The sequence below is a fragment of the Halomonas sp. XH26 genome (genome assembly GCF_024138895.1).
Lineage (GTDB): Bacteria > Pseudomonadota > Gammaproteobacteria > Pseudomonadales > Halomonadaceae > Vreelandella > Vreelandella alkaliphila.
Genome location: NZ_CP071889.1, coordinates 2,675,926 through 2,702,643 on the forward strand (window position 1 = coordinate 2,675,926; position 26,718 = coordinate 2,702,643).

The 26,718-nt window shown below is 50.8% G+C and carries 28 protein-coding genes; 5 read left to right on the forward strand and 23 right to left on the reverse strand.

Annotated features, from left to right (window positions below; translation table 11 throughout):
- Positions 1-103: 103 nt before the first annotated feature.
- The 6 genes from J4377_RS12215 to J4377_RS12240 form a co-directional block, all read right to left on the reverse strand.
- A complete protein-coding gene (locus tag J4377_RS12215; RefSeq protein ID WP_253485773.1) occupies positions 104-742 on the reverse strand; it encodes a response regulator transcription factor in 639 nt (212 codons plus the stop codon).
- Entirely contained in the window at positions 742-2,172 is a 1,431-nt protein-coding gene (locus J4377_RS12220) for an HlyD family type I secretion periplasmic adaptor subunit (RefSeq protein ID WP_038476875.1), read from the reverse strand. The genes J4377_RS12215 and J4377_RS12220 overlap by 1 nt, the downstream gene beginning before the upstream one ends.
- The gene (locus tag J4377_RS12225) at positions 2,172-4,349 is read right to left on the reverse strand and encodes a type I secretion system permease/ATPase (RefSeq protein ID WP_253485774.1); all 2,178 of its coding nucleotides are present in this window, start codon (positions 4,347-4,349) and stop codon (positions 2,172-2,174) included. The genes J4377_RS12220 and J4377_RS12225 overlap by 1 nt, the downstream gene beginning before the upstream one ends.
- Positions 4,350-4,452: 103 nt before the next feature.
- Positions 4,453-5,919, reverse strand: a complete 1,467-nt coding sequence (locus tag J4377_RS12230; RefSeq protein WP_253485775.1) for a TolC family outer membrane protein — start codon at positions 5,917-5,919, stop codon at positions 4,453-4,455.
- 388 nt (positions 5,920-6,307) lie between these two features.
- Complete coding sequence (locus tag J4377_RS12235; protein WP_038476884.1) at positions 6,308-7,183, reverse strand: DMT family transporter; 876 nt, start codon at positions 7,181-7,183, stop codon at positions 6,308-6,310.
- Positions 7,180-7,449 (reverse strand): SelT/SelW/SelH family protein, encoded by a 270-nt coding sequence (locus tag J4377_RS12240; RefSeq protein WP_120386614.1) that lies wholly within the window; start codon positions 7,447-7,449, stop codon positions 7,180-7,182. Before J4377_RS12240 ends, J4377_RS12235 begins: the two co-directional genes overlap by 4 nt.
- 81 nt (positions 7,450-7,530) lie before the next feature.
- On the opposite strand from J4377_RS12240, the gene J4377_RS12245 reads away from it, so the two are divergent.
- The 4 genes from J4377_RS12245 (at position 7,531) to ettA (ending at position 11,713) form a co-directional block, all read left to right on the forward strand.
- The gene (locus J4377_RS12245; RefSeq protein ID WP_253485777.1) at positions 7,531-8,844 is read left to right on the forward strand and encodes an MFS transporter; all 1,314 of its coding nucleotides are present in this window, start codon (positions 7,531-7,533) and stop codon (positions 8,842-8,844) included.
- 172 nt (positions 8,845-9,016) lie between these two features.
- Complete coding sequence (locus J4377_RS12250) at positions 9,017-9,454, forward strand: PAS domain S-box protein (RefSeq protein ID WP_038476893.1); 438 nt, start codon at positions 9,017-9,019, stop codon at positions 9,452-9,454.
- 164 nt (positions 9,455-9,618) lie between these two features.
- Positions 9,619-9,831, forward strand: coding sequence for a PA3496 family putative envelope integrity protein (locus J4377_RS12255; protein WP_038476896.1), 213 nt, complete (start codon positions 9,619-9,621; stop codon positions 9,829-9,831).
- Between the two features lie 220 nt (positions 9,832-10,051).
- Complete coding sequence (ettA, locus tag J4377_RS12260; protein WP_038476899.1) at positions 10,052-11,713, forward strand: energy-dependent translational throttle protein EttA; 1,662 nt, start codon at positions 10,052-10,054, stop codon at positions 11,711-11,713.
- 102 nt (positions 11,714-11,815) lie between these two features.
- Here the strand turns inward: ettA and J4377_RS12265 are convergent, their stop codons facing one another.
- The 5 genes from J4377_RS12265 to phaR form a co-directional block, all read right to left on the reverse strand.
- Positions 11,816-12,157, reverse strand: a complete 342-nt coding sequence (locus J4377_RS12265) for a histidine triad nucleotide-binding protein (protein ID WP_038476902.1) — start codon at positions 12,155-12,157, stop codon at positions 11,816-11,818.
- Between the two features lie 51 nt (positions 12,158-12,208).
- Positions 12,209-13,081 (reverse strand): phosphoribulokinase, encoded by an 873-nt coding sequence (locus J4377_RS12270; RefSeq protein WP_038476906.1) that lies wholly within the window; start codon positions 13,079-13,081, stop codon positions 12,209-12,211.
- Complete coding sequence (locus tag J4377_RS12275) at positions 13,081-13,533, reverse strand: thioesterase family protein (protein WP_038476909.1); 453 nt, start codon at positions 13,531-13,533, stop codon at positions 13,081-13,083. The genes J4377_RS12270 and J4377_RS12275 overlap by 1 nt, the downstream gene beginning before the upstream one ends.
- A gap of 52 nt (positions 13,534-13,585) precedes the next feature.
- Positions 13,586-14,872 carry a phosphoribosylamine--glycine ligase gene (gene purD / locus J4377_RS12280; RefSeq protein WP_120386612.1) on the reverse strand — a complete coding sequence of 429 codons (1,287 nt, stop codon included), beginning with the start codon at positions 14,870-14,872 and terminating at the stop codon, positions 13,586-13,588.
- A 96-nt stretch (positions 14,873-14,968) separates the two neighbouring features.
- Positions 14,969-15,433 carry a polyhydroxyalkanoate synthesis repressor PhaR gene (gene phaR, locus J4377_RS12285; RefSeq protein WP_038476915.1) on the reverse strand — a complete coding sequence of 155 codons (465 nt, stop codon included), beginning with the start codon at positions 15,431-15,433 and terminating at the stop codon, positions 14,969-14,971.
- Positions 15,434-15,567: 134 nt separating this feature from the next.
- Between phaR and J4377_RS12290 the strand changes: the two genes are divergently transcribed.
- A complete protein-coding gene (locus J4377_RS12290; protein ID WP_095603810.1) occupies positions 15,568-16,278 on the forward strand; it encodes a 16S rRNA (uracil(1498)-N(3))-methyltransferase in 711 nt (236 codons plus the stop codon).
- Between the two features lie 56 nt (positions 16,279-16,334).
- On the opposite strand, the gene J4377_RS12295 is transcribed toward J4377_RS12290, so the two are convergent.
- The 12 genes from J4377_RS12295 to J4377_RS12350 form a co-directional block, all read right to left on the reverse strand.
- On the reverse strand, positions 16,335-16,889 hold the full coding sequence (locus J4377_RS12295) for an ATP-dependent zinc protease (RefSeq protein WP_038476921.1): 555 nt from the start codon (positions 16,887-16,889) through the stop codon (positions 16,335-16,337).
- Between the two features lie 76 nt (positions 16,890-16,965).
- The gene (locus J4377_RS12300) at positions 16,966-18,222 is read right to left on the reverse strand and encodes a lytic murein transglycosylase (RefSeq protein ID WP_253485779.1); all 1,257 of its coding nucleotides are present in this window, start codon (positions 18,220-18,222) and stop codon (positions 16,966-16,968) included.
- 68 nt (positions 18,223-18,290) lie between these two features.
- Complete coding sequence (locus J4377_RS12305) at positions 18,291-18,737, reverse strand: DUF3429 domain-containing protein (protein ID WP_083006341.1); 447 nt, start codon at positions 18,735-18,737, stop codon at positions 18,291-18,293.
- Positions 18,738-18,786: 49 nt separating this feature from the next.
- The gene (locus J4377_RS12310; RefSeq protein WP_120386611.1) at positions 18,787-20,208 is read right to left on the reverse strand and encodes a DASH family cryptochrome; all 1,422 of its coding nucleotides are present in this window, start codon (positions 20,206-20,208) and stop codon (positions 18,787-18,789) included.
- Entirely contained in the window at positions 20,192-20,377 is a 186-nt protein-coding gene (locus J4377_RS12315; protein WP_319618649.1) for a DUF2256 domain-containing protein, read from the reverse strand. The genes J4377_RS12310 and J4377_RS12315 overlap by 17 nt, the downstream gene beginning before the upstream one ends.
- 291 nt (positions 20,378-20,668) lie before the next feature.
- Positions 20,669-21,073 (reverse strand): monovalent cation/H(+) antiporter subunit G, encoded by a 405-nt coding sequence (gene mnhG, locus J4377_RS12320; protein ID WP_038476932.1) that lies wholly within the window; start codon positions 21,071-21,073, stop codon positions 20,669-20,671.
- A complete protein-coding gene (locus tag J4377_RS12325; protein WP_120386609.1) occupies positions 21,066-21,335 on the reverse strand; it encodes a monovalent cation/H+ antiporter complex subunit F in 270 nt (89 codons plus the stop codon). Before J4377_RS12325 ends, mnhG begins: the two co-directional genes overlap by 8 nt.
- Entirely contained in the window at positions 21,335-21,808 is a 474-nt protein-coding gene (locus J4377_RS12330; protein ID WP_038476938.1) for a Na+/H+ antiporter subunit E, read from the reverse strand. Before J4377_RS12330 ends, J4377_RS12325 begins: the two co-directional genes overlap by 1 nt.
- Positions 21,805-23,406 carry a Na+/H+ antiporter subunit D gene (locus tag J4377_RS12335; protein WP_253485781.1) on the reverse strand — a complete coding sequence of 534 codons (1,602 nt, stop codon included), beginning with the start codon at positions 23,404-23,406 and terminating at the stop codon, positions 21,805-21,807. The genes J4377_RS12330 and J4377_RS12335 overlap by 4 nt, the downstream gene beginning before the upstream one ends.
- Positions 23,403-23,750 carry a Na+/H+ antiporter subunit C gene (locus J4377_RS12340; RefSeq protein ID WP_009721692.1) on the reverse strand — a complete coding sequence of 116 codons (348 nt, stop codon included), beginning with the start codon at positions 23,748-23,750 and terminating at the stop codon, positions 23,403-23,405. Before J4377_RS12340 ends, J4377_RS12335 begins: the two co-directional genes overlap by 4 nt.
- Before the next feature lie 18 nt (positions 23,751-23,768).
- Positions 23,769-24,200, reverse strand: a complete 432-nt coding sequence (locus J4377_RS12345) for a Na+/H+ antiporter subunit B (RefSeq protein WP_038476947.1) — start codon at positions 24,198-24,200, stop codon at positions 23,769-23,771.
- Positions 24,193-26,550, reverse strand: coding sequence for a putative monovalent cation/H+ antiporter subunit A (locus tag J4377_RS12350; RefSeq protein WP_253485783.1), 2,358 nt, complete (start codon positions 26,548-26,550; stop codon positions 24,193-24,195). The genes J4377_RS12345 and J4377_RS12350 overlap by 8 nt, the downstream gene beginning before the upstream one ends.
- Positions 26,551-26,718: the final 168 nt, after the last annotated feature.

Genomic DNA, 26,718 nt, shown 5'->3' on the forward strand with positions numbered 1-26,718 from the left:
GCCTGTTTACGCTAGATTAAAATGGCGGCATATACCTTAATCATAGGAGGATGGAAAGTTAAAAAGTATTGTACCGATGGTCAAAAAGTATTTCTTTACACGGTTATTTGCTGGGGTAATCACCTTCCAGCTCGGAAATAGAAGTTAACTTTAGAATTAACTGCAGGCGATCACGAACGGATAACTTCTTAAATATCGCGCTTAGATGAGCTTTTACCGTGCGCTCAGTAATATCTAATTGACGAGCAACTTCTTTGTTGGTTGCACCGCGGGCAACCGCTAGCGCCACGCCTCGCTCGCGCTCTGTGAGCAGGTTCAAATATTCGCCGTGCTGATGACCTTCACTGCTCTGGCGATTTTGCAGAGCCTTAAAGGCCCCACCCATCACTTTGGCAAGCAGCTCTTGACCTACCCATACGCCTTGATTGGTCACCACAAGGGCAACTTGGTTAAGTACATCTGGTGCCGCCAGTGTGTGCGCGTATCCACGCGCCCCAAGATCAAGCGCCTTTAATGCCTCGCGATCATTAGGTGCATAGCTGAGCAACACCGCAATTGCTTTTTTTGCGGCTATCGTCGAAATCAACTCATCCCAGTTTTCGACCATCGTTGTCAGCCATACCACATCACCCGACCGCACCTGATCCAACACTTTATTTGGCGTAGTGGCTACGCTTTTAGGAAAAGCTCTTTCCCAGCGTGCTTTCAGGCTACCATCCGTTGTTACAAACCAATGTTTCATTAGCGCTCCCCCATGGAATCTCGCCACGCCCTTAAAACAGGTTTTAGTAAGAACTGCATGACCGTTCTTTTGCCTGTCACAATATCTACCTGTGCTGTCATCCCTGGAATCACCTGAAGGCGCTCAGCAATACTTTCATCTTGTAAACTGCGAACCCGAACCAAATAAAACGTATTGCCATCATCATCAGTAATCGTATCTGCGCTGATGTGATCAAGCTCAGCCTGCAAGCCACCATAAATGGCATAGTCGTAGGCAGTGAGCTTAATCGTCGCGGGCTGACCGGGGTGGAGAAAAGCAATATCCTGGGGAGCAATGCGCGCTTCAACCAGTAGTTGGTCATCGCTGGGCACGATATCCAACACTTCTTGTCCTGGCTGGAGTACTCCGCCAATCGTATTAACATGAAGACGCTGAATCACACCATCGACAGGCGAGCGTATTTCGGTAAGTCGCACTCTATCTTGAAGGCCCGTACCTGACTGCTGAAGCGCATTTAAGTCGCCTAACGTCTGAGCAAGCTCATTTCGCCACTCACTTCTACGTTCGGCACCTAACTCTAGTAGCTGCCCCTCTGCTTCTTCTACTCCCGCTTCCAGACGTGAGACAGCAGCAGCAGCTTGGTTGCGCTCACCTGTGGCACGCGATACTTCACGCTGTAAGCGCAATACCTCAACTTCTGAAACAGCACCTGAGGCAAGTAGCGGGCGCGTCAAATTAAGCTCTTGCCCTGCCATACTTGCTTCGCGTTGGGCAGTATCAAGTCGAGACTGCGCTTCTCGGAGTTCTTCTTGACGCTGTCGGATACGATCGTTGAGCACATTTTCCTGCTCGCGCAGCTCTTCACGGCGACTTTCGTACACTTCTCGTTCCTGCATTACGATATCGGGCACTTCTTGACGCAACTCTTCAGAAGGCTCAAAAGTAGTGCCAGTGGCCAACGCCCGTAGCCGCTCAGCGCGCGCTTCAAGTGCAAAACGCTGTGCACGGTTTTCGCGAAAATCAGAAACGAACCGCGTTGGGTCAATTTGCATTAACACTTCACCAGCACTGACCACCTGCCCTTCTCGCACCATGATCTGTTCTATCGCACCGCCGTCAAACGATTGAATGCGCTGCAATTGGCTTGCCGGAATAACGCGTCCCGCGCCACGGGTTACTTCGTCGATGGCAGCAACTGATGCCCAAACCACCAGCACGATGATGGTTAATAAAACAGTGTAGAGAAATAGACGCGCACGAATCGGCTCTTGCTGCATACGCGCCCAATCAGTGTCGCTTGCCCAGTCACGATTAAGATGCGCAGAGGTGACACGGCGAGCAAAGAGTCGATCCATAAAAGGACGAAACGGCTTCTTCCCTTTCTCAGAAAATCGCCCAATGGCCTCAAAGCCTTTTTGCTCACTCGTGGAGGTGGTTTTTTTCGCCATTATGACGCCCTCCCGATCTGGCCTTTACGTAATGCCTCTACAACCGTATCGCGAGGACCATCTGCCACCACTTTTCCAGCATCCATAACGATAATGCGGTCAACGAGGGATAGCAGCGATGTACGATGAGTAACAACCAAGATGGTTTTTCCTGGCGCAACACTCGTTAGATTCGCTTTAAACGTTTCCTCACTGGCGTTATCCATTGAGCTGGTTGGCTCATCAAGCAGCAATATTGGTGGATCTTGGACAACGGCCCTTGCGATGGCTACGGCTTGTTTTTGCCCGCCTGAAAGCGCCTGCCCTCGTTCACCTACTTCAAGATCAACGCCTTTGGGGTGGCTATTAACCAGTGAATCAAGACCAGCAATTTCGATTGCTCGGAGTAACGCCTCATCATCAACTCGGTCGTTTCCACCACCAGCAACAATATTATCCCGTAGCGTGCCAGCGAATAGGCTGACGTCCTGAGGCACATAACCAATATGACGACGAAGTTGCAGAGGGTCTAACTGACGAATATCAACGCCATCCACCAGCACCGCGCCGGATGTGGGCTGATAAAAACCAAGTACAAGCTTATTCAGCGATGATTTTCCGCAGCCAATACGGCCGAGCAACGCTACTTTTTCACCGGCTTTGATAGAAATCGAGACATCACGCAATGCCTCTCTTTCTTCATTGGGATAGCGCAAGGTGACTTTCTCTAAGCGGATGCTGCCGGTAAAACTGGGCTTTTCTACGTAAGCCTTGCCTTCATGGCGCTCCACGCTCTTGGCCATCACGCCATTTAAAGATTCCAGGGCAGTTGAGGACTGATGATATTGAGCCAGTAAAGCAGCCGCTTGGCTAACAGGCGCCATCGCTCGAGAAGAAAGCATATAGGCAGCAATCAACCCACCTTGGGTCAAGTTGCCTTCAATAATTTGATAGACCCCGATGATAATGACGCATACAGCTACGCTATGCTGAGCCCACTGAGCAACGCTTGAGACCGATGAACTCACCATTTTGAGCTGAGCACCGGTTCTCGATAAAAAGGCAGATGCTTTTTCCCAGTGACGTTGAATACGGCTTTCCGCCCGCAATGCCTTGACGTTTTCTAATTGGGAGACAGACTCCACCAGTAAAGCGTTACGCTGTGCACCTACCTCCCAAGTCGTTTGTGAAAGCTCATGCAGTTTCCCTTGTGCTGCAAGGGCATATAACAGCACGAAAACGATACCAACGAGCACAGGTAACACAAGCCAAGGATTGATCAACGCAATGATGGCCGCGAAAAGCAGTACAAAGGGTAAATCGACGATACCAAGAATGGTTGCAGAGCCAATAAATGCTCGCACCGATTCGAAAGATTGAAGCGTTGAGGTAAAAGACCCTGTCGATACTGGCCGCTCCTCTAAACGCAACCCTAACGTTCTCGCCATAATAGACGATGAAAGCTTTACGTCTGCCCGGCTGGCTGCTAAATCAACAAAGCTGCTACGCATTAAGCGCAGCGCCAAGTCAAAACACAGCACGATGAAAATACCGATTGCCAGCACCCAAAGCGTTTCAGTGGCCTGATTAGGGACAACACGGTCATAAACGTTCAACACAAACAGCGGCATCGCCAGCGCGAATAAGTTGATCGCTACTGAACCAAGAACGATGTCGCGATAGAGGCGTCGATTTTCACGAATAACGCCCCAAAACCAGTGCTGATCCCGGCGTTTTTTCACACCAGGTTCAGAGGTGCTGTCGGCTCTAAACTTTGGCCGCACATAAATGGCTTCACCGCTGTACCCCGCGTGAAGCTCGTCTAGCGATATTTCCGTATCAGCCTCTGACAGCTCAGGAAAAATTACTTTTGCTTTTTGCTGCTTGAGATCCAGCCCGAGCAACACACAAGCACGCCCTGGTTCCAGCAATAAAATTGCCGGAAACAGTGCAGGATTTAGCGCCGAAAGCTTACTTTTCACAATATGCGCAGTAAGCCCAGCTCGCGAGGCTGCCCGCCCGAAGACAGAAGGAATCAGTTTTCCTTGCTCTAAAGGCAGGCCCGCTTTTAAGGCCTCGGATGACACTTCGTGCTGATAATATGAAGCAACTGCCTTTAAACACTCCAGTAGCTCATCGTGTTCTTCCTGGCCGTTGCTAAGGTCAGTCCGAGATACTTCCAGCTTACGTTGCGTCACTGAGACCTCATTATCCTAATGAATTCGTCGGAAAACCATTCACTGAAGTTTCACCAGTGGGCATGCCTAAGGCGGCGACTTAATAGCCGCCACTCATCAGCAATTAAATGCCACTGGTGAAATCTTCAAGCGTGAAGCCACGCGGCCCATCGACGGCGCACGCCATCTCTGCACGAGACGCAGCATCCTCATAGCCAAGCTCGTCAAGGCTAGGAATATCATCACGGGCTACTTGTAGGGTTTGCATTAGCTGCCCCATCGCCGCCAGGGTTCGTGCTTGGGCCAGCGTTAAGTCGAACTGTGCGTTCGCATAGGCACGACTCGCTTCAAAAAACTCGTTCTCACTATCCAGCACGTCTAAAAGCGTGCGCTGGCCAATATCGAACTGCTGTTGATAAGCACCACGAACACGGTCAATTGACTGCCGGTGTTCGTTTAAATACTCCAACTGTTCGTTGAGACGCTGCGTGTCGTTATAAGCGATTTGTGTCGTTTGTCTAACATTGGTACATGCTGTTTCGCGCTGGCTATCGGCTTCTTCAATTCGCGTGGTTGCCGCATTGAAGGCAGCATAGTCAGAACCACCCCGGTAAAGATTCATACTCGCAACGAGCTGGATACTGTGCTCATCACGACGGCCACCAATGGCATCATCTTGGTTGTTAGTGCCTGTACGTCCTTGAATATCTAGGCGAGGCATAAAGGCAGCGCGGGCACCTTCACGCTCAGCGCGTTGCACTGCGATATTCTCAATTGCCGCATGAAACTCAGGATTCCCCTGAAACGCCAGCTCAATGGCTTGGCTGACATCTGCGGGAAGTTCAGTGGCAAGAGACGGCGCGGGCGCCATAGTTTGTGCTGGCAGCGCACCAACAATTCGTTGGAAGCGAGCAGTAACATCGTGAAGGTTTGACGCTTCAGACATTAGGTTTGATTCGGCTAAAGCTAAGCGGCCACTGATCTGTTCAAGGTCAACACCCCGCCCTGCACCAGAAAGCGCACGCTCTTCAATCTGAGCAAATACTCGCTGGTGTTCACGATAGTTATCCTGCGCTAAACGCACCAACTCGCGATAGCGCAATACATCGAGGTAACTACGAAAAGCCTCAAGCGCAACTTCTTCGCTGACACCCAAAAGTTCGAAATAGGCGACTAACCGAGCACGATCCAAGCGCTCAACCTCACTGCGCGTTGCAAAACCATCAAAAACCATTTGGGTTAAGGTCAGCTCAGCAAAATCGCTATCGTAGCTGCCACGCCCATCATTTTGCTGGTCTTGCCTACCGATACCCGCGCTGACATCAATCGTAGGCAAATAACCACCTTGAGCAACCCGGATATCACTTCCAGAGGCGCTAAAATTGGCCCAAGATGCATTTACCTGAGGATTGGTAACGATAGCCTGCTGAATGGTGCTCGATAGATCGGTGGTACCCGGCGCGTAAAGCGTCGCTGGTAACGACTGAGCCAAAACAGAGAGGGGAAGACAAGCCAGAGTAGTCACCGTAAGCGGTCGAATAGCGCGCTGTAAAAACAAAGTTTTTAGTGTCGTTTTAATACCGTCTTTCATCGCCATAGATCCCTAATGAATATTTACGCTGCTGAAGAAATAGCTGCTAAACGCCACCCACCCTGGGGCACCCTTGACTCTCTTGCTTCGCCCTCTGGTCAACACCTCATACTAATTAGTATTGATACGACTCAGTGATACGAATTAGCGCATTTACTTAGCTTAATTTAACAGCATTAGCCGCTAGGCCGATGCTATGAAGCCAAGAGTCACAAAATTTTACAATAAAAATCCTAAAAAAACATTACAAAGCAGTTTTTTGCTTTGCTTAACGTGCTGGATTTTAAGAACTAGGTTTTAAGAACTAGGTTTTAAGAACTAGGTTTTAAGAACTAGGTTTTAAGAACCAGGTTTTAAGAACTGGACTTTAAGCACCAAGCCCTAAGAGCTAGGCTTTCGAAGATTGCAGCTGCTGCAGCGCCAGCCCTGAAAGGATCAGCATCAATCCTACCAACGTGGATGCCAACAATGGCTCATTGACAACCAGGTAGAGCAGCAGCAGCGAAACGGGGGGGGATAGAAAGATCAGATTAGACACCTTGGCCGTACGCGAGACCTTGCGCACCGCCATCTGCCAAAGAATAAAAGCGACTCCCATTTCGAAAAGACCGACGTAGACACCCGCGCCTAAGGCTTGCCAGCCATGCCAACTGAACCCCGGCCCCACAATCAATAGCAGCGTTAAAACAGGCAAGCCGACGCTGAAGTTCTGCCATTGTGCGACTAAAGGCGCTCTTTGATCCCGCGCGTTGAGTAACCAGTAGAGAGCCCATAACAGCGTCGACACAAGTGCAAACACGACACCAAGAGGGTCTGCGAAATCAACATTGAAAACATTACCGCGGGTTGCTATCACCCAGACACCCGCGTAGGCAATAAGCCCCGCAACCACATCCATACGCGTGAGCCGTTGCCCTAAGATCGGTACCGCCAGAAGCGCCATTGCCAGCGCCCAGGTATAATTGAGCGCCATTGCCTCTTGCCCAGGCAGCCTATCGTAAGCAGCAAACAGCACTAGATAGTAGGCAACAGGATTCATCAACCCAGCCCATGCAGCGGTTCGCCAACCATAGCGAAGGGCTTCTGTTAAATGCCCTTGCTTTACTACCAACACAAACATAAACGCCCAAGATACAAGGGCCGCGAGCCACATCAATTCTAGCGGACTCATCCAGGCAAGAGCGACCTTAAAAGCCGTAGCAACTGTCGACCATAGCGCCACCGCTCCAAGACCATACAGTATCGCTTGACGATCTTGATTCATCGGTCGATATGCCCCAAATCCCGGACTGGCTCGATCTTATCCCGCACGCGTTGCTTTAGGACCTTGATATCTGGAAAGCCACCATCGCGTTTTCTTTCCCATAGCAACGCCTCGTCGCACCATATCTCAAAGGTGCCACCATGGGAGGGAGACAATGCAACCTCTGCAAGACTTTCGCCAAAGGTTGAAAGCAGCTCTTGGGCATACCAAGCACTGCGCAACAACCACTGGCACTGCGTGCAGTAACGTATTTGAATGCGTGACATACAGAGGTTCCTAAACGTTTTAATGTGGCATCCTTGTTTTTCATTCTGTCACCTTACATTAGCAACTGCCAAGGAAACGTAATGAACAAGCAACATGTTTCTCAAACCCGAGTGTACGAGTGGCTAACAGGTGATGATGACAGCCGAATGTGCGATGACATTCCCGATGAGGCATGCCATGAGCAACCGCATAACTTTTTTCTGCATCTTTGCGCCTCGTTAGGCAATAAACTCGCTGACGAGCTCTCCAGCGCCCGCTTGGTATTGCCTTGGTTAATGGGCATTATTGGTGCTCCGGTATGGATGGTTGGTCTACTGGTACCTATACGCGAAGCAGGCGCCCTGTTACCACAGCTGTTTGTGGCTGGCTTTATTCGCTTAAAACCAACGCGTAAGTGGGCATGGGTAGCAGGCGCGTTGATACAGGCATTGGCGGCATTAGCGTTAGCACTGCTAGCACTCGTGGGCAGCGGATCTTTAGGGGGTGCGATGGTGCTAGGAGCACTAGTGTTGCTATCGCTGGCCAGAGGACTCTCATCCATAGCAACGAAAGATGTGTTGGGTAAAACCATCGCTAAGCGACGCCGTGGAACCTTAATGGGGTGGAGTGGCAGCGTAGCAGGCGCCGCAACCCTGGTAGCTGGCGGCGTTCTGATGTGGTTTAGTGATCAACTCGGCAACGTAGCACTCGCTATTTTACTGGTTGTTGCCGCCGCAGGATGGCTACTAAATGCCGTGAGTGCGGCGCGCATAGCGGAAGTGCCCGGCGCTGTGGAAGGCGGGGAAAATGCATGGGACAGCATTAAGCTAGGGTTTTCTTTACTCAAAGAAGATCGCAATTTTCTAAACTTCAATCTGGCTCGTGCTCTACTCCTCTCCAGCGCACTGGCACTCCCCTACTTAGCCCTACTCGGCCAACAACAAAGCGGTACTAACTTAGGTGGCCTTGGCCTGCTGGTAGTGGTATCAGGCATTGCAGCGATGGTGGCAAGCCCTGTATGGGGAAAGCGAGCAGACCAATCGAGTCGCCGTGTGATGAGAGATGCAGCCATCGGCACTGCCATTTGCTGTCTGCTGGGCGCAAGCCTGGCATGGCTCCCCAGCCAGTGGAGTGAAAGCGTTTGGCCTTATGCGATTATTTACGCCTTTCTAGTTATCGTTCATCACGGCGTACGACTAGGCCGTAAAACCTACTTAGTCGACATTGCTACCCAGGAGAATCGCGCGCTATATGTGGCACTATCTAACACCTTGACTGGGGTGTTGATGCTGGTGGTAGGCGGGATAATCGGTGGGTTGGCTCAGTGGCTTGGTAGCGCTCCGCTGTTGTTAATACTCGCTGGGACAGCATTCGGTGCCATGTTATCAGCCCAACAATTACCTGAGGCAGAATAGCGCTGCCGATTGCAATGCAACACAACGCTCGCCATGATGGTAGGTAATTAGCGGTGATTAGCTGGGTTTTTGCTATTCTACCTTTATTGAGCAATATGAAATGCCGCTTAGCTCCGCGTTGATGGACAGCGCATAGCTTCGGAAGAACGAGAGCAGCAACAGGAACCCATTGATGAAACGATCTCCTTTGATCAGCCCTGAGTTACTCGAACGCATTATTGACGCTTCCGAGGATGGCATCGTCGTTGCAGAGCAAGAAGGCGATGAAAACATTCTCATTTACGTCAACCAAGGCTTCGAACGCCTCACCGGCTACAGTGCAGATGAAATTCTTTATCGCGACTGCCGTTTTTTGCAAAACGAAGACCGTGACCAAGATGCACTGACCTCTATCCGAGAAGCGCTGAAAGAGGGTCGCCCTTCTCGTGAAGTACTGCGCAATTATCGCAAAGACGGCACCATGTTCTGGAACGAGCTCTCCATTACACCCGTTTTTGACGAAGCTGATAACTTGATGTACTACATCGGCGTACAGAAAGACGTGACGGAGCGCGTAGAAGCACAGCAAGCATTGGCCGCCCTTCAGAAGCGCCAAGAACTGACAGAATAAATAAAAACGACAATAAAGTAGCCTCAGGGGCTTGAACTTCAACCTAAGTGGCGGTATATAGCGGCTAAGCGCATAAAAGCGCTAGGCGCTTCTTGTTTCATCTATCGATTGAAAGAAGAAGCCGTTGTGATGCCGGTGCGCCGGCTTGGGTTGGAGGGCATACCATGAGCCGTGACCCCTTAAATCGTGAATCTTATACCAGTGATGCAATCGATGCCGATGAGTTCGATAACTTAGACGCTGTGAACGATGACCATTACGGCAAAAGCAAACCCAGCAAAGCAGATACGCTTCGCGCCCGCCGCCAAGTAGAAGCATGGCTTGAAGAGCGCCGTTTGCAGCGCGCTATTGAAGATGATTGGGATGAAGAGGAATAACCTGATCGCCTCAATCACTTTCATTGATTGGCAGCTTAGTTACGATGTCTAGTTACTCACCGTAATTGTCGCGCACGGAGCCTTCACTAGGCTGCTGATCAACGTATCAAAACGACTTATCTTCTGTGCTTCTGGCCTTTGCCCGCGCGGAGCACTATCATCTTAGCCCTACGCCAGCACACAGCTGCGACTCTTTTCTCCAACAACCTAACGGATTTCCATGGCGCAATACGTATTCACCATGAACCGGGTTGGCAAAGTTGTGCCGCCCAAAAAGCAAATTCTCAAGGATATTTCGCTATCGTTCTTCCCTGGCGCCAAAATTGGCGTACTTGGCTTGAACGGTTCCGGTAAATCCACACTGCTACGCATTATGGCCGGTGTCGATAAAGAGTTTGAAGGTGAAGCTCGTCCGATGCCTGGTATTAATGTGGGCTACCTTCCCCAGGAGCCACAGCTTGATGACGAAAAGAACGTCCGCGATACGGTAGAAGAGGCGTTAGGCGCCATTAAAGAAGCACAGGAAAAACTAGATGCGGTGTATGCTGCGTATGCTGAGCCTGATGCAGATTTTGATGCCCTAGCGAGCGAACAAGCACGCCTTGAAAATATTATCGAAGCCGCCGATGCGCATAACCTTGAGCGTAAGCTGGAAGTTGCAGCTGAAGCGCTGCGCCTGCCACCTTGGGATGCCAAAGTAGGCAATCTTTCTGGGGGCGAGCGCCGCCGTGTAGCACTGTGCCGCCTGCTGCTTTCCAGCCCCGACATGCTCTTACTTGACGAGCCTACCAACCACTTGGATGCTGAATCCGTTGCTTGGTTAGAGCGCTTCTTGCACGACTATAACGGCACTGTCGTGGCCATCACCCACGACCGTTACTTCCTGGACAACGTTGCCGGATGGATTCTGGAACTTGACCGCGGCCAGGGCATTCCTTTTGAAGGCAACTACTCTCAGTGGCTGGAGCAGAAAGAGCAGCGCCTGAACCAAGAAGCCAAACAGGAAGTATCGCGCCAGAAAGCTATCAAGCAAGAGCTTGAGTGGGTGCGCAGCAACACTAAAGGACGCCAAGCGAAGAGTAAGGCACGCCTTAATCGCTTTGAAGAGATGCAGTCTGGCGACTTTCAAAAGCGTAATGAAACAAATGAGATCTATATTCCGCCTGGCCCGCGCCTGGGTGATAAGGTCATCGAGTTCCATAACGTGACCAAGCGGTTTGATGACAAACTGCTCTACCAGGATCTCTCTTTTACCATCCCTCAAGGGGCGATTGTCGGGATTGTAGGTGGTAACGGGGCCGGTAAATCGACACTGTTCAAGCTAGTCACCGGCCAAGAACAGCCGGATGCTGGCGAAGTAGTGATTGGTGAGACTGTCGATATTGCCTACGTTGAGCAGTTGCGTGACGCACTAGACGACAAGCAAACTGTTTGGGAAGCCGTCTCTGACGGACAGGATATTCTCAACATTAACGGCTACGAAGTTTCTTCGCGCGCCTACGTTGGCCGCTTTAACTTTAAGGGCAACGATCAGCAGAAGCGTCTAGATGAGCTTTCTGGTGGTGAACGCGGCCGCCTTCAGCTTGCCCAAACGCTCAAACAAGGCGCGAACGTACTGCTGTTAGATGAACCTTCAAACGATCTGGACATCGAGACCCTACGCGCCCTGGAAGAAGCGCTGCTGGCGTTCCCAGGCTGCGCGATGGTGATCTCTCACGATCGTTGGTTCTTAGACCGTATCGCTACGCACATCCTCGCCTTTGAAGGCGATTCTGAAGTCGTCTTCTTCGATGGTAACTACACCGAATATGAAGAAGACCACAAGAAGCGCGTGGGTAACGACACACCTAAGCGGATGAAGTATAAGCGCATCGACGCCTAACGATTTGTTGCTATACCGCTAGTACGTAAAAAGCCCCTTGTACGCTAAAACGCACAGGGGCTTTTTACTTTTGTTGGGCTATAAAATAAACAGAACCTGCTATCAGCCTGCCGGCCAAGTAAACTGCCGACCTCCCAATAAATGCATATGGATGTGGTAAACCGTCTGACCACCCATTTCATTGCAATTCATCACAACACGATATCCATCTTCCGCGAAGCCTTGTTGCTTGGCCAGCTGTGCGGCAGTGTGCTGCAAACGCCCAACCAAGGCTAGGTCTTCAGGGGCAATATCGTTAAGCGTAGCAATATGCTTTTTAGGAATAATCAACTGATGCGTTGGCGCCTGAGGACTAATGTCATTGAACGCTAGCACATGCTCATCTTCAAACACGATATCTGCGGGAATTTCGCGGTTTATGATTTTGCAAAACAGGCAATCCATACGGCCTCCTTCATTTTTGTAAGTGCCGAAAACTAACGAGCGAAAACAGCCTTAGCGAAAACGGCGCTGAGACAGCAAATGGCGAACCAGCGGCGCTAAAATCAGCTCCATCGCTAACGACATACGCGCCCCAGGCACCACTAACGTGTGCGGGCGTGTCATAAATGAATCTTTGATCATCGCCAATAGCCAAGGAAAATCCACCGTTGAGGGATCCCTAAAGCGAATCACCACAAACGATTCTGCATCGGTCGGAATATCCTGAACCTCAAAGGGGTTCGACGTATCGACAGTGGGCACACGCTGGAAATTAATATGGGTACGCGAGAACTGCGGCTGAATGTAGCGCACGTAATCATCCATGCGCCCTAATATGGTATCGATGACCGCTTCCTGGGAATAACCGCGCAGCTTGGTATCACGATCAATTTTTTGAATCCATTCAAGATTCATGGTCGGTGCAACGCCGACTAACAAATCTACGTGACGAGCAATATCATACTCTTGTGTCACCAAGCCGCCATGCAGTCCTTCGTAAAAGAGCAGATCAGTACCACAAGGCAGTGACTGCCACTCAGTGAACGTCCCTACCCTATAACCTGCCTCAATTTTTTGCTTATCTTCTGCATGAATGTAGTGACGGAACGTACCCGCTCCATGCTCACCGTACTCAACAAAAAGCCCTTCAAGCCGATCAAGCAGATTAGCTTCTACTGCAAAGTGAGAAAGCTCATCTTTGCGTTCGGGCTCGTCACGAAAAATCCGCTGGAGATCATCACGGGTATAGCGGTGAAAGGCATCGCCGTCCACCATGGCAGCGTGCACATCTTCACGCAGGAACATGCGCTCAAAGCTGCGACGCACCGTCGTAGTACCCGCGCCTGAAGAGCCCGTGATGGCAATGATTGGATATTCCCGCGACATTAAGCACCTCTCTCCTGAGCAGTCGCGCGAGCAATCGCCTGCGCAACTTCATCAGGCACTTTGACAGGCCGCCCAGAAGAAAGGTCTAAAAGAAGCTGGTTAATCCGAGCAGTTGCCACCACCTTATCGGTTTCTGCATGACAAATGCGCTGATAAACCGTCAACGCTTTGCCTTGTGGTTCAGGGACAGCGGTTTCAATTACCAAAGCATCTGGCCAGCGCGCCTCACTCTGGTACTGAACGGCTAGGTCAGCAACAATGCTCGGGTAGCCTTTCATATCCCACTCAGGCAAACCTAGCGCAGCGAACGCATGCACGCGAGCTTCATGTAGCAGCGATACTAAAGCGTCATGCCCCAAGTGGCGACCGTAATTCATATCCGTGACGCGCACCGTTAAAGGATGCCGATGAATAATCGCTGCCGTGGGGAAATCTAGCGTGACACGCTCCATGCTTAGCTCCTTGTCAGTGGTGGTTTAGCTCCGGCGAGATCATCGCTGATCGCTATTTTTCTCGGGCGATAGCACGGAATGCGATATCACGGCGGAATTCAGCACCCTCCCAGTGAATCGCTTTAACCCCTTGGTAAGCTTGCTGTTGAGCAGCAGATACTGTGTTGCCTAATGCGGTTACGCATAGCACTCGCCCGCCTGCGGTTACGATACTGCCGTCAGCAGCCTGAGTAGTGCCTGCATGGAATACTTTGCACTGCGCCTGGCCTGCCTGCTCCAAGCCATGAATGACATCGCCTTTGCGGTAACTGCCGGGATAGCCACCTGCCGCTATCACAACACCCACGGCTGCGCGGGAGTCCCACTCACACTGCTTATCGGCAAGCTCGCCCTTAGCGCCAGCCAAGCAAAGCGCGGCTAAATCTGACGTTAACCGCATCATGATTGGCTGAGTTTCGGGGTCACCAAAACGGCAGTTATATTCGATTACTTTTGGGTTGCCTTCAGCATCAATCATTAGGCCCGCATATAAGAAGCCGGTATATGCATTCCCCTCTTCCGCCATGCCCCGCACGGTGGGAAGTATAACCTGCTCCATGATGCGCTCGTCGATCTCTGGGGTTACCACCGGCGCCGGAGAGTAAGCTCCCATGCCGCCTGTATTGGGGCCGGTATCGCCGTCATAGGCACGCTTATGGTCTTGGCTAGTGGCCATCGGCACCACATTCTCACCATCAACCATGACGATAAAGCTGGCTTCTTCGCCTTCCAGAAATTCTTCGATAACAACGCGCGCACCCGCATCGCCAAATGCATTCGCCTCTAACATATCGCGAATAGCCGCTTCAGCTTCGGCTTCACTCATCGCTACAATGACACCCTTACCCGCCGCCAAGCCATCAGCTTTGATGACAATAGGCGCGCCCATCTCAGCTAAGTAAGCCAAGGCTGGCTCTACCGCTGTAAAGGTTTGATACGCGGCAGAAGGAATCTGGTGGCGTGCCAGAAAATCTTTAGTAAACGACTTAGAGCCTTCCAACTGTGCGGCGCGTTGTGAAGGCCCAAAAATTGTCAGGCCAGCCGCCTGAAAACGATCAACCACCCCTTCAACTAACGGCGCTTCTGGCCCTACGACTGTTAGCGCTACCTGCTCGCGCTGGGCAAACGCCACCAACGCGTCTAAATCTGTTGCTTCAATAGCTACGTTGATCAATTTAGGCTCAGTGGCAGTACCTGCATTACCTGGTGCTACAAACACCTGCTCGACGTCACTAGACTGCGCTAGTTTCCACGCCAGTGCATGCTCGCGACCACCGCCACCTATCATTAAAACGTTCATCATCATCCTTCTCAAACGGGAGTGCCTAGCTGAGATTAGCTGAAAGCGTAACTACGTTAATCGGCATATTATGCCACAACGACTCAACCAGCGGCGTCAGGAGCTTTTATCCGGCGTATCGTCATCGTCTGTTTGATTAGGCTGATTAAGCGTTTTTTGCCAAAAACGCATATTTTCTTCGGCCAGCTCACGCATGAACTCCATAGGAGAGTGGCGTATCGCTTGTTGCCACTGACTCTGCATCCGCTTTTGTTGCTCCAGCATGAGCTGGGTGCCCTGCTCTAAATAACGTGCTAGCGGTAAAGGCGATGACATATCGTACACACGGATCAACTGAGCCAGCAGGTCATTTGAGAAAACTTCGGCTTCACTATCAGCCTGCTCTTGCTCGATAATGATCGACAGCAAAATGGTCCGCGTCAGGTCTTCACCGCTTTTTGCATCCTCGACGCGGAAGGGTTCTTCTTCAATAATCAAACGCCGCAGATCCTCAAGCGTCACGTAACGACTTTGTTGAGTATCGTACAACCTACGGTTGGCATATTTGCGAATTACGCGCACAGCGCATCTCCTTAAACGCGGTAGAGGCTTTGTCGCCGTTGCTGCTATTGTGCCTGCAACATGCGCCTATGCAAGCCAGCTTAACGGATTAGTACCGTTAGGCGTGCCTTCCTTATGACCAATAGACGACAATCATGAATCTTATTCTGCTTGATCCGAGCGAAGTGAAGGGAGCTTATGCTTACCTTACTGACACACGACGTATCACCCATTTACGCGAGGTGCACCGCGCTTGTGTAGGGGACTACTACACAGTCGGCCTACAGGGTGGCAAGATGGGGAAAGCGCAGTTAACTGAACTGCTCGATACTCAGGCAACCTTTACGCTGGACAACCTGAATGAGCCTCCCCCGCCGCCCCTACCAGTACACTTAGTATTAGCGCTTCCTCGCCCCAGAATGCTGGCACGTACCTTAGAGCATGTCACGGCTCTTGGCGTAAAAAATATTACACTGCTACACAGTAAACGGGTGGAAAAAAGCTACTGGCAGTCCCCAGAACTCCGTACAGAAAAAATTCATCACCACTTAGTGCTTGGCCTGGAACAAGCGCGAGACACACAGTTGCCTAATGTGACGTTGTGCAAAGGCTTTCGCCCCTTTTTAGAAGAACAACTGTCCGAGCTACTCAAAGATCGACGCGGGCTGGTGGCACACCCTGGCATGCCGAATGCCTGCCCACGAAATATTGATGGAGAAGTACTGCTTTTCGTTGGGCCGGAAGGCGGCTTTATACCATGGGAAGTTGAAAAACTACTTGAGGCAGGCTGCGAGGGCATGCACCTAGGCCCTCGCATTTTACGGGTAGAAACTGCCGTGACCGCGCTTTTATCACGACTTTTTTAATCGCTGATTAGCCCCGTATGCAGCATAACGAGACTGATATGCTCAGAGAGCCCTGATCAGGACTGCTCATCTTCTGGGTCGTGGGGAACATAGGCCGCATCGTCCCCACATTCAGGGTCTTGAAGGAAGGTATCGCGCACATCTAATAACCCTAGGTGGCTAATTGTGCGACGCCCCAAGAGCAGTGGGTAGATCATCTCTTCACGATCTCGCAGACTAAACTGCTCTTCATATACCGTATTGCCCATGCAAACATCCATTAGCACCACTGGACGTTCATCACGGCCACCTGCGCCACGCACCGCTAACTCTCGATAGAGGGGACGCTCAATTCGATCGCTAAACGTTTCACCGCTTTCCTGATCTTCGAGCTTCAGGCGGAAGCGAACCCACTCCTCCCCGTCTTTCTCGAACATCTCAATATTACGCGCGTCTAACGAAGAGGTTAGCGCGCCACTGTCTAGCTTCGCTTTTACAGCGATACCCCACGGTTCAATTGAGGCATTTTCAACCCAACCAAACACTTTATCTTCTGCTTGGATGGCTGTGCTCACTGACAATGTACTGACCATTACACTGGCAGCCAGCACACCTAAAAAAGTTTTTCCCATTAGCTTTCGTCCTTGGTGAGAAGTTTGCCTAGCGTGAGACATTTGACTCGCTAAAGAGACTCATCGAAACGAAACATTAACGCAGCCGTTCTAACAGCGCCTGAGTGGCAAAACCATCGGGCGTAAGCCCTTGGTCACGCTGAAAAGCACGTAGGCCCTCACGCGTATTAGGCCCCATGATGCCGTCCGCAGTACCCACCGAATATCCAGCATTATTTAGGCGTTGCTGTAAGGTACGCACATCATCACGTGTCAGTGGTGCCTGATCTCTGGGCCAGGACTGGGCTATGCCGTCACGCCCAGCAATAGCATCCGCCAAGGTAGACACGGCTAACGCATAACTAGTTGCGTTGTTATAGCGCAAAATTGCCCGAAAATTAGGCCCTACTAAAAATGCTGGGCCATTTGCTCCTGCTGGGACAATGACCGCAGCGCTATCGAACGCGGGCAGCTCACCACTCAATGCGCGAACGCCTTGTGCTGCCCATTCAGCACTGCTACGACGTTGCGTTTGTGAGTAATCGAAGGAGTCAGGCAAGTTCACTTCAACGCCCCAAGGCTGACCAGCTTGCCACCCTGCCCTCGCAAGGTAGTTAGCCGTAGAAGCCATAACATCAGGAATACTGCCCCAAATGTCTCGGCGGCCGTCATTGTCGCCATCCACGGCATAGGCTTCAAAACTGCTAGGTATAAACTGCGTGTGCCCCATGGCACCAGCCCAAGAGCCTTTCATTTGATCGGCAGCAATATCACCTTGGTCGATAATACGTAACGCAGCTAACAGCTCACCTCGTGCGAAATCACGCCGACGACCGTCGTAGGCAAGTGTTGCCAGTGACTCAAGTGTCGAGAAATCGCCAAAATTACTGCCGTAGTTACTTTCGATACCCCAAATAGCGACGATGACTTCCGCGGGAACACCATAACGTTGCTGCATTTGTTGCGCGGTATCGCGGTGAGCCGCAAGCTTCTCTAGACCGTTATTAATCCGTGTGCTGGAAACCGCTGTATCTAGGTATTGCCAAATGGGACGAACAAACTCTGGCTGATACTGATCAAGCTCAATGACGCGTTCACGATAGCGAAGACCATCGAAAGCAGAGGCAAGGGTTGCCTCACTGATACCCTGCTGAGCAGCATAGCGACGAAAATCAGCCAACCACTGGTTAAAGTTGGCATAGCTAACTTGTTCTGCCGCCTGTGCATCCACCTCGCTCATCAGTTGCTGATTAGCGACTGCATTTGTGCTTAATGCCCCACTGCCTGCTGCGAGTGCAAACGATAAATACAATGCAGGGCGAATACTCACTGAACCTTTAACTTTCAAAGACATAGCATTAATCTCTTGGCAATCCTTGGCGTGCGTCCGATAATGGCTCAGAAATAGCTTAGATACTAGCCCTACCTACCTAGCCGCAGCAAAACAATCAGATGAAACACCACCACGACGCCAGTCAGTACACAACGAAGCTTAAGATACCAACGTGGAAATCCTTCTCGGCCATCACGACTGAGATCATAGCCACCGATTAGAACAAATCCTGCCAGTAATACCCATAGCCCAGTCATGACGTTGAACATTAACGCAGGCCAAGCGATTAAGCTGGGCACCATTGCAATGATCAAACGTCGGGTATTACCTGGGCGAGGCACTTGAAGAGCACTCCCCCAATGAACGCCACCCAAAAAAGACAGAATAACTGCACTGTAATAGCTAAACGCGTATACCGCCGTTACCTGCCATACAGGAGGTGCCCACCAGGCTAGGAGCCCTCCAGCAATAAAGGGTACTAAACCCGCAAGGCCTAGAAACCAAGCAACGCGGCGGTCACTACTTATCTCACTCATATTGCACAACCTATCTTTTGGGCTCTATCGTCCGTGTTTGAGTGAAATCTTACTCATCCGTTTCTTGAAGCTCTGTTTTAGCCACTAGCCAACGCTCCCACTCAGCGGGCTCTACGCAAGGTGCATCAAACTTAGAAGACGCTACTCGCCAGGGTTGGTGTCGCTCCATTCCTAACGGAAGCGAATCCAGCTCAGGCAGCCAATAGGCAACGTAAAGCCCGTTTGGATCATAATGCCCTGCTTGCTTCAGCACATTAAAGTAACGGTCTTGGCGGGGATCACGACCAACACCGGCAATATAACGCCAGTTGCCCCAGTTACTCGCCACATCGTAATCAATCAGGCAGCGCTCAAACCACGATGCACCAAGGCGCCAATCGACGTTTAGATCTTTCACTAGAAAACTGGCGACATTTTGGCGTGCTCGATTAGATATCCACCCGGTAACTTTCAGTTCTAGCATGGCAGCGTCTATAAATGGCACGCCGGTTGTAGCGTTGCGCCACGCATCAAAAGCACTGTTAGCGGGCGGTAACTCTTCATGACCAAATAATGCAGCACCTTCCAGTTGAGCCGCTCGATGGAAATAATCTCGCCACATTAATTCAAAAATAATCCAATAACTTGATTCACAGCTTCCGTGAACGGCCTCCCAGTTTTTTACTTCTTGGTACGCTTGGCGAGCGGATAAACAACCTCGCGCCAGCCACGGTGAAAAACGTGTGGAAAAATTAGCCCCCAATAAGCCATTGCGAGTTTTCTTGTAAGATTCCGCGCCGTTTTGCCGCCAGAGATACTGTTGTAAACGATCACTAGCCGCCGACTCACCTCCCACAAATACAAAGCCCTGGCGATTATCAGGCTGCCAGACAGCACTCTCTTCGCATACTGCCTTGAGCGGGGGAAACCCTCGGGGAGCAGATTCTGGCCAGGGTGGTAGTGTCACTGGCGCTGGCAAGGGCGCTAAAAACGTACAATGCTTTTCAACACGTCGCCGAAATGCCGAAAAGCTGGGCGGCAACTCATTCAATGCAAAGGGAAGCTCGTCTTCGTCAATTAAATAACCGCTATCAGCACAAAATAACTGACAGGCCGGCGGGAGCTGGTCAGCGACCCGCGCAATATGCTGTGACTCTTCATACCCAGAATGCGCTGCCACACGTACTTCTCTTGCACCAAGCATGGCAGCAGTCTCTAGCACGATGCTGGCAGGATCACCGATGCGGACTAGCAAATCACTGCCACGCTGCAGCAGCTCACCACGTAACTCCATCAAACTTTGCCATAAAAAGCGTATCCGAGCAGGCCCCAGCCTGGGAGAAGCATCACCTGCAATCGAACTTTCAAACCATCTCTGGTCTAGCACATAGAGACAAAGCATCTGCTCAGGAGGGGAGTCAAAATTCAACAAGGGATTATCAGCTATCCGCAAATTATCCTGAAGCCATACAATATCAGTTGTGCTGCTCATGCATTTGCCTCCTTGGTGCGTTGGACTGCTTAGCTTCGCGACGGCAGCGTTCACTGCAATGGCGCACTTCATCCCAGCAACGCGCCCACTTTTTCCGCCAAGTAAAAGGACGCTGGCATTGCACACAGTATTTTTGCGGTAAATCCTGCTTACGTCGCATACACTCCATCTCGCTGCCTAACACTTACACGGCACGCATCAAAAACATAGACACATTATCCTTCACGGTATAACTATTGTACATAGATAAACATGCGTGTTTTTAACGTCATGTTTTTTCCTGAGCCCCCTTTCCTAATGTTTACCCGATTTTTTTCACGCTTATCTCTGCAACTTTTCCCCAAAGCACTGCAAATAAAAAAAGCCATCCTGGCTGGATGGCTTTTCGAACAGGTACTGGAGCAGCAATTAATAACTATGAAAAAGAGTGTGATACGAGATAAAGCACCGCAAGTCCTGGTCAATCAGGGTCTGTGGCGCGAGGATGCCGTTTGGCATTTTCATGGGTTTCTAGGCCACTTTTAAGCTCATGAGTAAGCGGGTCATAATTGGGTCTCAGCTCATCCTTAACGGTACCGCTCCAGAGGCGCGAGCCAACAAAGTAACCAGCCCTGCCAATCACATGGGCAGCAATCGGTGCCGTTATTAAAATAAACACAATAATCGCGAACGAGCGCGCAACCACACCAACTTCGGCAAAATGCATGGCCGATGCCAGCATAATTAAAATAACGCCAAGCGCTGCAGCCTTAGTGGTCGCGTGCATGCGGGTCAGCAGATCCGGCAGCCGCAACAAACCGATAGCCGCCAGCAACATAAAGCTTGACCCCGTTATCAATAGCGCGCCTTTGATAAATTCAATCATCTCGCGGTCCTCCACGTTCCAGAAAGCGTGCAAACCCAATCGCGGCTAAAAAACCCATCAGAGCGATCACGATTGCCGCATCTAGGAAACTCGCCACACCCGATTGAATAGCATAAACACCCACCAGCCCCACCACGGTAGTGGAAAACAATTCAAGCGCAACAACACGATCAGGTAAACTAGGGCCACGAACGACACGTACGAAAGTAAGTACAAGCGTCAGCCCCATAATTATCTGGCTTATCAGAATAACGGTATCCATTAACGAAATAACTCCAATGCACGGTGCTCCATCTCTTTTAAGTTATTTCGAAGCTCTTCTTCATCATCTAAAAACATCGCGTGAATATAGAGCACCTTTCGATCGTCAGAGACATCAAGGCTCAACGTGCCAGGCGTTAGCGAAATCAGGTTAGCGACGATAGTAATTTCCATTTCCGTGCGCGCCGAGAGAGGCAGCGCAATAACACCGGGCTTCATGTGCCAGGGAGGGGTCAATATATCGAAGGCGACGCGCAGATTTGCCCGCACCAACTCCTTAATAAAAAAACCAATAAAACCAATAATTCGTGGCACACGAGCGGGGTAGCCTTTTAACGCGTCGACTTGAGGTTCGATTAACAGCAACGCAATATAGCCAAAAATCATTCCGACCAGCAGATTAAGTCCGGAAAAATCGCCACTTAGTAGTACCCAGGCTAACCCGAGCAGAAGGTTCCAAATCGCACCAGTCATGGGGCACCCTCCGCACGGTCACCTATAATCTCCGCCTGCAACTCACCCCGGTCAAGCAGCGCATCTTCAGCACTAGCAGAGACTCCCAGCACAGCTTCAATATAACCTGATGGGGACATTAGCTGATCACCAATAAGCATCATCACCTGCATGATAGCTTCTGCGAAAACACCGATTAACAATGACATCATGGCCAGCACAGCGACGGGTGTATACATCATCCACAGGCTTGGTTTTAGTAATCGACCATCATCACCGACGGAGGTTTGTGAGGCGGGCACTTTATTTTCTTCTGGCAACGCTTTCCAAAACACGTCATTCCAAATTTTCACCATGGAATAAAGTGTCATGAGCCCTACTGCCAACGCAAAACCTGTTGCTACATACGCCTCCGCCTCTAGGCCAGCACGAACCAGCACAAACTTGGCAAAGAAACCTGATAGTGGAGGAATGCCCGCCAGCGAAAATGCTGAGATAAAAAACGCCACGGCTAACCAAGGGCGTTCTCGGTAAAGCCCACCCATCTTCTTAAGCTGATAAGTGCCTTGCAAACGGTGGGTAATACCGCTGATTAGGAACAGGTTCGTTTTAACAATAATGTTATGCACGATAGCAAATACACCGCCTGCAATCGCCAGCGGTGTATACAGCGCCAAACCAAGGATCATGTAGCCAATCTGGCTCACAATGTGAAATGAGAGGATCCGTCGGAACTCATACTGAGCGGCAGCGCCAAGCACGCCTGTAACCATCGTCAACACAGCGCCCCAAAGCATAATGTCCTGCAGATACCCCATCGTTTGGTCAAAAATAAGAGTGAACACGCGGAACAACGAATACACCCCCACCTTTGTCAGCAGACCAGCAAACAACGCCGATACCGCTACTGGCGGCGTGTGATAAGAAGCAGGCAGCCAGAAAAAGAGCGGAAAAGCGGCTGCTTTAATACCAAAAGCTACCATAAACATAACGGCAAGCACTTCGACCATTCCGCTGTGCTCAGCCTCGTCCATACGCAGCGCAATGTCGGCCATGTTTAGCGTGCCTACCGTGCCATACAATAGCCCCACAGCCGTTAAAAAAATCACCGAAGCCAACAGGTTCAACGTGACGTATTTAATTGCGCCTTCCATCTGCGCCCGTTCACCGCCCAGAATCAATAGCGCAAACGAAGCAACCAGCATAACCTCAAACCAAACATATAAATTGAAGATATCACCGGTTAAAAAGGCCCCTGCCACACCTGCTAACAACAAATGCATCAGCGGGTAATAGCCAAATTTTTCATGCCCCCGCCCTGTGGTGGCCAGCGAATAAATCCCCATTGCCAAACCAATGATCCCCGTCATTAAAATCATAACGGCACTCAACATATCGGCAATGAGCGTAATCCCAAACGGAGCTGGCCAGCTGCCCATCTGCATAGTGATGTAACCATCAGCTAGCACGGCGACAAACAGCCATACACTCACCAGTAGCAGCGCGACATTACCTGCTACCGCAATGAAACGTTGAACGGGTCGAGAACGCCAAAAAAGTAATGAAAGTGCGCCAGAAAGCAGTGGCAATAGGACGGGCAGTGCAACTTCAGGCCTCACGTGTCGGTATCCTTCATTTTGTCCAGATCATCTGCTTTTACAATTTCGTAGGCGCGGCGAATTAACACAACAGCAAATGCCAGCACCCCAAATGCAATGACAATCGCCGTCAATACAACAGCTTGAGGCAGCGGGTCGGCTACTTCACCTAACGGCTGTAGCATACCTTCCGGTATTAATGGTGGGGCGCCGCGCGTCATGCCTGCGGTAGTGAAAATCAGCAAATTAGCAGCGTTCGACAGCAGCAGTAGACCAATCACCAATTTCACAATAGAGCGACGTAACATCATAAAGATTGCGGCAGCGTAGAGTAGCCCAATTGCTAGTGCCATTAGCGGTTCCATACGGAGCCTCCTGATGCATTAGGGTTCATCCTTATCCACCTCCATCAGCGCCATCACCATGCCCATCACCGAGCCAAGAACGGCAAAGTACACCCCTACATCGAAAATGAGCGGTGTAGATGCTTTAAAATCGATCACGGGGATAGTCCACCACTGAGCGGTTAAAAACGGCTGGCCCATGAACCAAGCAGGCACCACCGAAATCATCCCCAACAATAGCCCTGCCCCAATTAAGTCGCGTGGGTCGACCATACGCAGCACCTCTTTGGTGGCACTGACACCAAAGGCAAACAGATAGAGAGTGAAAGCCCCTGCTGCTACTAGCCCAGCAATAAATCCACCACCGGGCTCATCGTGCCCACGCAGCAATAGGAAAATTGAAAACATCAGTTGTAGCGGCATCAAAAACCGCGCCGCAGTGTTGAGAATAATGGTGCCGGATTTAACCATCGTACGGCTCCTTAACACTGGCTTTCTCGCCGTTTTCGCCTTCTACTGATTTGCTTTCATTTTCGCCGTGGCGCAGTTTAAGCATGGCGATAACCCCTATAGCGGCAAGTGCAAGCACAAACATCTCGCCTAACGTGTCGAGTGCTCGATAGTCCACCAAAATGACGTTAACGATGTTGCGACCATAAGCCAGGGGCGCACTGTTCTCTACCATGTACATTGAAATAGGCTCAAACTGATTAATACTCCAAGCGGTCATAATCAGTAGAAAAATCAATATTCCCATCATTGCGGCCACTGCGCCGTCACGAATACGCTCCAAGGTTGTGGAAAGGTTTGAAAAACGCGGCAGCCTGAAGAGCACTAAGACCAACAAGATAACGGTCATGGTCTCAACCAACAGTTGGGTAATGCCTAAATCAGGTGCACTAAAGAGAATAAAAATCAGCGCAATCGAGAACCCCATAATGCCGACCGATACCACAGCACCAAGGCGTGAACGAGAAATAGTGGCAAACAAAGCCCCCATCACCATGGTGCCAGCGACAATTACCTCATGGAAGCGCACGTCCAGCGTCAGCGCCAGTTGAGGCGCATGGCGCACAAGTATTGAGTTGCCAATCAAGGCAATCAGCACCACCAGCATGACGAGAATATAGTTGCGCATATAGCCGTTTTGCAGCAGGCGTGTTTGCCATTCAGAAAAGCGCACAATACCGTTCATTAAACCTTCGTAACCCGCTTCGGGGCCATGCCGCATCGCTGGTGCCAGCATTGCCAGCTTGCTACGCACACCATCCCAGCGCTTAAACAGTAAAAAGCCTAGCCCAAGACTGGCAATCGACATGATCAGCGCCATATTGATGCCATACCAAAGCGATAATGACACTTGCAGCGGCTCACCTACCACCGCTGTCGCCGCTGACGTAAGCAGCGCATCAGCACCAAGCATGGCTGGCGCCAGCCCTAACACAAGTGAACCAAGCGCCAATACAGCGGGCCCAATCAACATACTAACAGGCGCTTCATGGGGTGTTTTGGGTGTTTCAATTTGCCGACCATAGAAGGGGCGGAAGGCGATAATGGCAGCCACTGCAATCGTCAAAATAGCGGCCAGGAAAGCAAACAGGACTAACAACATATCGAAGCGCTCCGCCCCCAGCGCTGCCTCTAGCATTAGCTCTTTACCAATGAAGCCAAATAGCGGTGGCACGCCTGCCAACGACAGTGCCGCGACAAAAGCAATCACCGCAGTGATTGGCATGGCAGACCTCAAGCCGCCCATTGCGGTGACATCTTTGGTGCCTGTCTCATGGTCCAGAATACCGGCGACCATAAACAGTGCCCCTTTGTACATTGAGTGGGCAAGCAAGAACGTTACAAATGCCGTCATGGCGTACTCAGAACCAATGCCCAGCAACATAGTTAGCGTGCCAAGCGCCATAATGGTGGAATAAGCCAACAGCTTTTTAATATTGGTGTGATGAATCGCTAAGAAGGCGCCTGTCAGCATGGTAATCGCACCGACGACCGACAGTATTCCGATCCATAGCGCTGTGCCACCCAATTCAGGGTGTAAGCGCGCCAGCAAGTAAATACCCGCTTTGACCATGGTGGCCGAGTGGAGGTATGCCGACACTGGCGTTGGCGCCGCCATGGCGCTGGGTAACCAAAAATGAAAAGGAAACTGGGCTGATTTTGTGAATGCCCCCAGCAGCAAGCAAATGAGCATCGGGGTATAAAGCGAATGTTCACGCAGATCGCTTTCCATTTGGCCAATCTCATAAAACGACCAGCTTCCGCTTGCCCCCCCTAACAGCACCAGACCTGCCATCAGCGCCAAACCACCGGCAACCGTTACAAAAAGCCCCTGACGTGCGGATTTTCTTGCCTCCATATCGGTATGGTTAAAGCCAATCAGCAAATAAGAGGTGATGCTGGTAAGTTCCCAGAATACGAAAAGCGTAAGCAATCCATCGGCAAGCACTAGCCCCAACATAGAGGCCATAAACGCAACAAGCGCTAAATGAAAGCGTGCAATATCCGTATGGCCTTTGAGATAACCACCAGCATAGATCAACACGAAAGTGCCGATAACGGTAATCAACAGCCCAAATAACAGTGACAGCCCATCAAGCAGGAAGCTCAGGCTAATGCCTAAGGATGGCACCCAAGACCACTCCAACAGAAGTGACCCTTCACTCATAACAATAGGTGCCTGACTGAACAGCCAGATAGCCATTAAGGCAGGAAACAGCGCCAGTACGAGGCTCGTCCGTTCTCCAAACCAGCGGTTGAGCATAGGCGACGACGCTGCCAGCACAAAGCCCATTAATACAGCGAATTGCATCCGGTGGTTTCTCCCTATAAGAACGTGTCAGTTAACCCCAAGGCAGTAGCAAGACCAAAACGGCCCTAAGCGTTGAATAAATGTGATTATTAATGCACAAACCTTATACCAAGGTTGATTACGTTTCTATAAAACTAGTCACCCATAAAAAAAGCCGCCTTAGTTGAG

Excerpts from the sequence above, each read along its gene's own strand:
- J4377_RS12215 (WP_253485773.1), bottom strand. The coding sequence starts at position 742 with ATGAAACATTGGTTTGTAACAACGGATGGTAGCCTGAAAGCACGCTGG.
- J4377_RS12220 (WP_038476875.1), bottom strand. The coding sequence starts at position 2,172 with ATGGCGAAAAAAACCACCTCCACGAGTGAGCAAAAAGGCTTTGAGGCC.
- J4377_RS12230 (WP_253485775.1), bottom strand. The coding sequence starts at position 5,919 with ATGAAAGACGGTATTAAAACGACACTAAAAACTTTGTTTTTACAGCGC.
- J4377_RS12235 (WP_038476884.1), bottom strand. The coding sequence starts at position 7,183 with ATGAATCAAGATCGTCAAGCGATACTGTATGGTCTTGGAGCGGTGGCG.
- J4377_RS12240 (WP_120386614.1), bottom strand. The coding sequence starts at position 7,449 with ATGTCACGCATTCAAATACGTTACTGCACGCAGTGCCAGTGGTTGTTG.
- J4377_RS12245 (WP_253485777.1), top strand. The coding sequence starts at position 7,531 with ATGAACAAGCAACATGTTTCTCAAACCCGAGTGTACGAGTGGCTAACA.
- J4377_RS12250 (WP_038476893.1), top strand. The coding sequence starts at position 9,017 with ATGAAACGATCTCCTTTGATCAGCCCTGAGTTACTCGAACGCATTATT.
- J4377_RS12255 (WP_038476896.1), top strand. The coding sequence starts at position 9,619 with ATGAGCCGTGACCCCTTAAATCGTGAATCTTATACCAGTGATGCAATC.
- ettA (WP_038476899.1), top strand. The coding sequence starts at position 10,052 with ATGGCGCAATACGTATTCACCATGAACCGGGTTGGCAAAGTTGTGCCG.
- J4377_RS12265 (WP_038476902.1), bottom strand. The coding sequence starts at position 12,157 with ATGGATTGCCTGTTTTGCAAAATCATAAACCGCGAAATTCCCGCAGAT.
- J4377_RS12270 (WP_038476906.1), bottom strand. The coding sequence starts at position 13,081 with ATGTCGCGGGAATATCCAATCATTGCCATCACGGGCTCTTCAGGCGCG.
- J4377_RS12275 (WP_038476909.1), bottom strand. The coding sequence starts at position 13,533 with ATGGAGCGTGTCACGCTAGATTTCCCCACGGCAGCGATTATTCATCGG.
- purD (WP_120386612.1), bottom strand. The coding sequence starts at position 14,872 with ATGAACGTTTTAATGATAGGTGGCGGTGGTCGCGAGCATGCACTGGCG.
- J4377_RS12290 (WP_095603810.1), top strand. The coding sequence starts at position 15,568 with ATGAATCTTATTCTGCTTGATCCGAGCGAAGTGAAGGGAGCTTATGCT.
- J4377_RS12295 (WP_038476921.1), bottom strand. The coding sequence starts at position 16,889 with ATGGGAAAAACTTTTTTAGGTGTGCTGGCTGCCAGTGTAATGGTCAGT.
- J4377_RS12300 (WP_253485779.1), bottom strand. The coding sequence starts at position 18,222 with ATGTCTTTGAAAGTTAAAGGTTCAGTGAGTATTCGCCCTGCATTGTAT.
- J4377_RS12305 (WP_083006341.1), bottom strand. The coding sequence starts at position 18,737 with ATGAGTGAGATAAGTAGTGACCGCCGCGTTGCTTGGTTTCTAGGCCTT.
- J4377_RS12310 (WP_120386611.1), bottom strand. The coding sequence starts at position 20,208 with ATGAGCAGCACAACTGATATTGTATGGCTTCAGGATAATTTGCGGATA.
- J4377_RS12315 (WP_319618649.1), bottom strand. The coding sequence starts at position 20,377 with ATGGAGTGTATGCGACGTAAGCAGGATTTACCGCAAAAATACTGTGTG.
- mnhG (WP_038476932.1), bottom strand. The coding sequence starts at position 21,073 with ATGATTGAATTTATCAAAGGCGCGCTATTGATAACGGGGTCAAGCTTT.
- J4377_RS12325 (WP_120386609.1), bottom strand. The coding sequence starts at position 21,335 with ATGGATACCGTTATTCTGATAAGCCAGATAATTATGGGGCTGACGCTT.
- J4377_RS12330 (WP_038476938.1), bottom strand. The coding sequence starts at position 21,808 with ATGACTGGTGCGATTTGGAACCTTCTGCTCGGGTTAGCCTGGGTACTA.
- J4377_RS12340 (WP_009721692.1), bottom strand. The coding sequence starts at position 23,750 with ATGGAACCGCTAATGGCACTAGCAATTGGGCTACTCTACGCTGCCGCA.
- J4377_RS12345 (WP_038476947.1), bottom strand. The coding sequence starts at position 24,200 with ATGGTTAAATCCGGCACCATTATTCTCAACACTGCGGCGCGGTTTTTG.
- J4377_RS12350 (WP_253485783.1), bottom strand. The coding sequence starts at position 26,550 with ATGCAATTCGCTGTATTAATGGGCTTTGTGCTGGCAGCGTCGTCGCCT.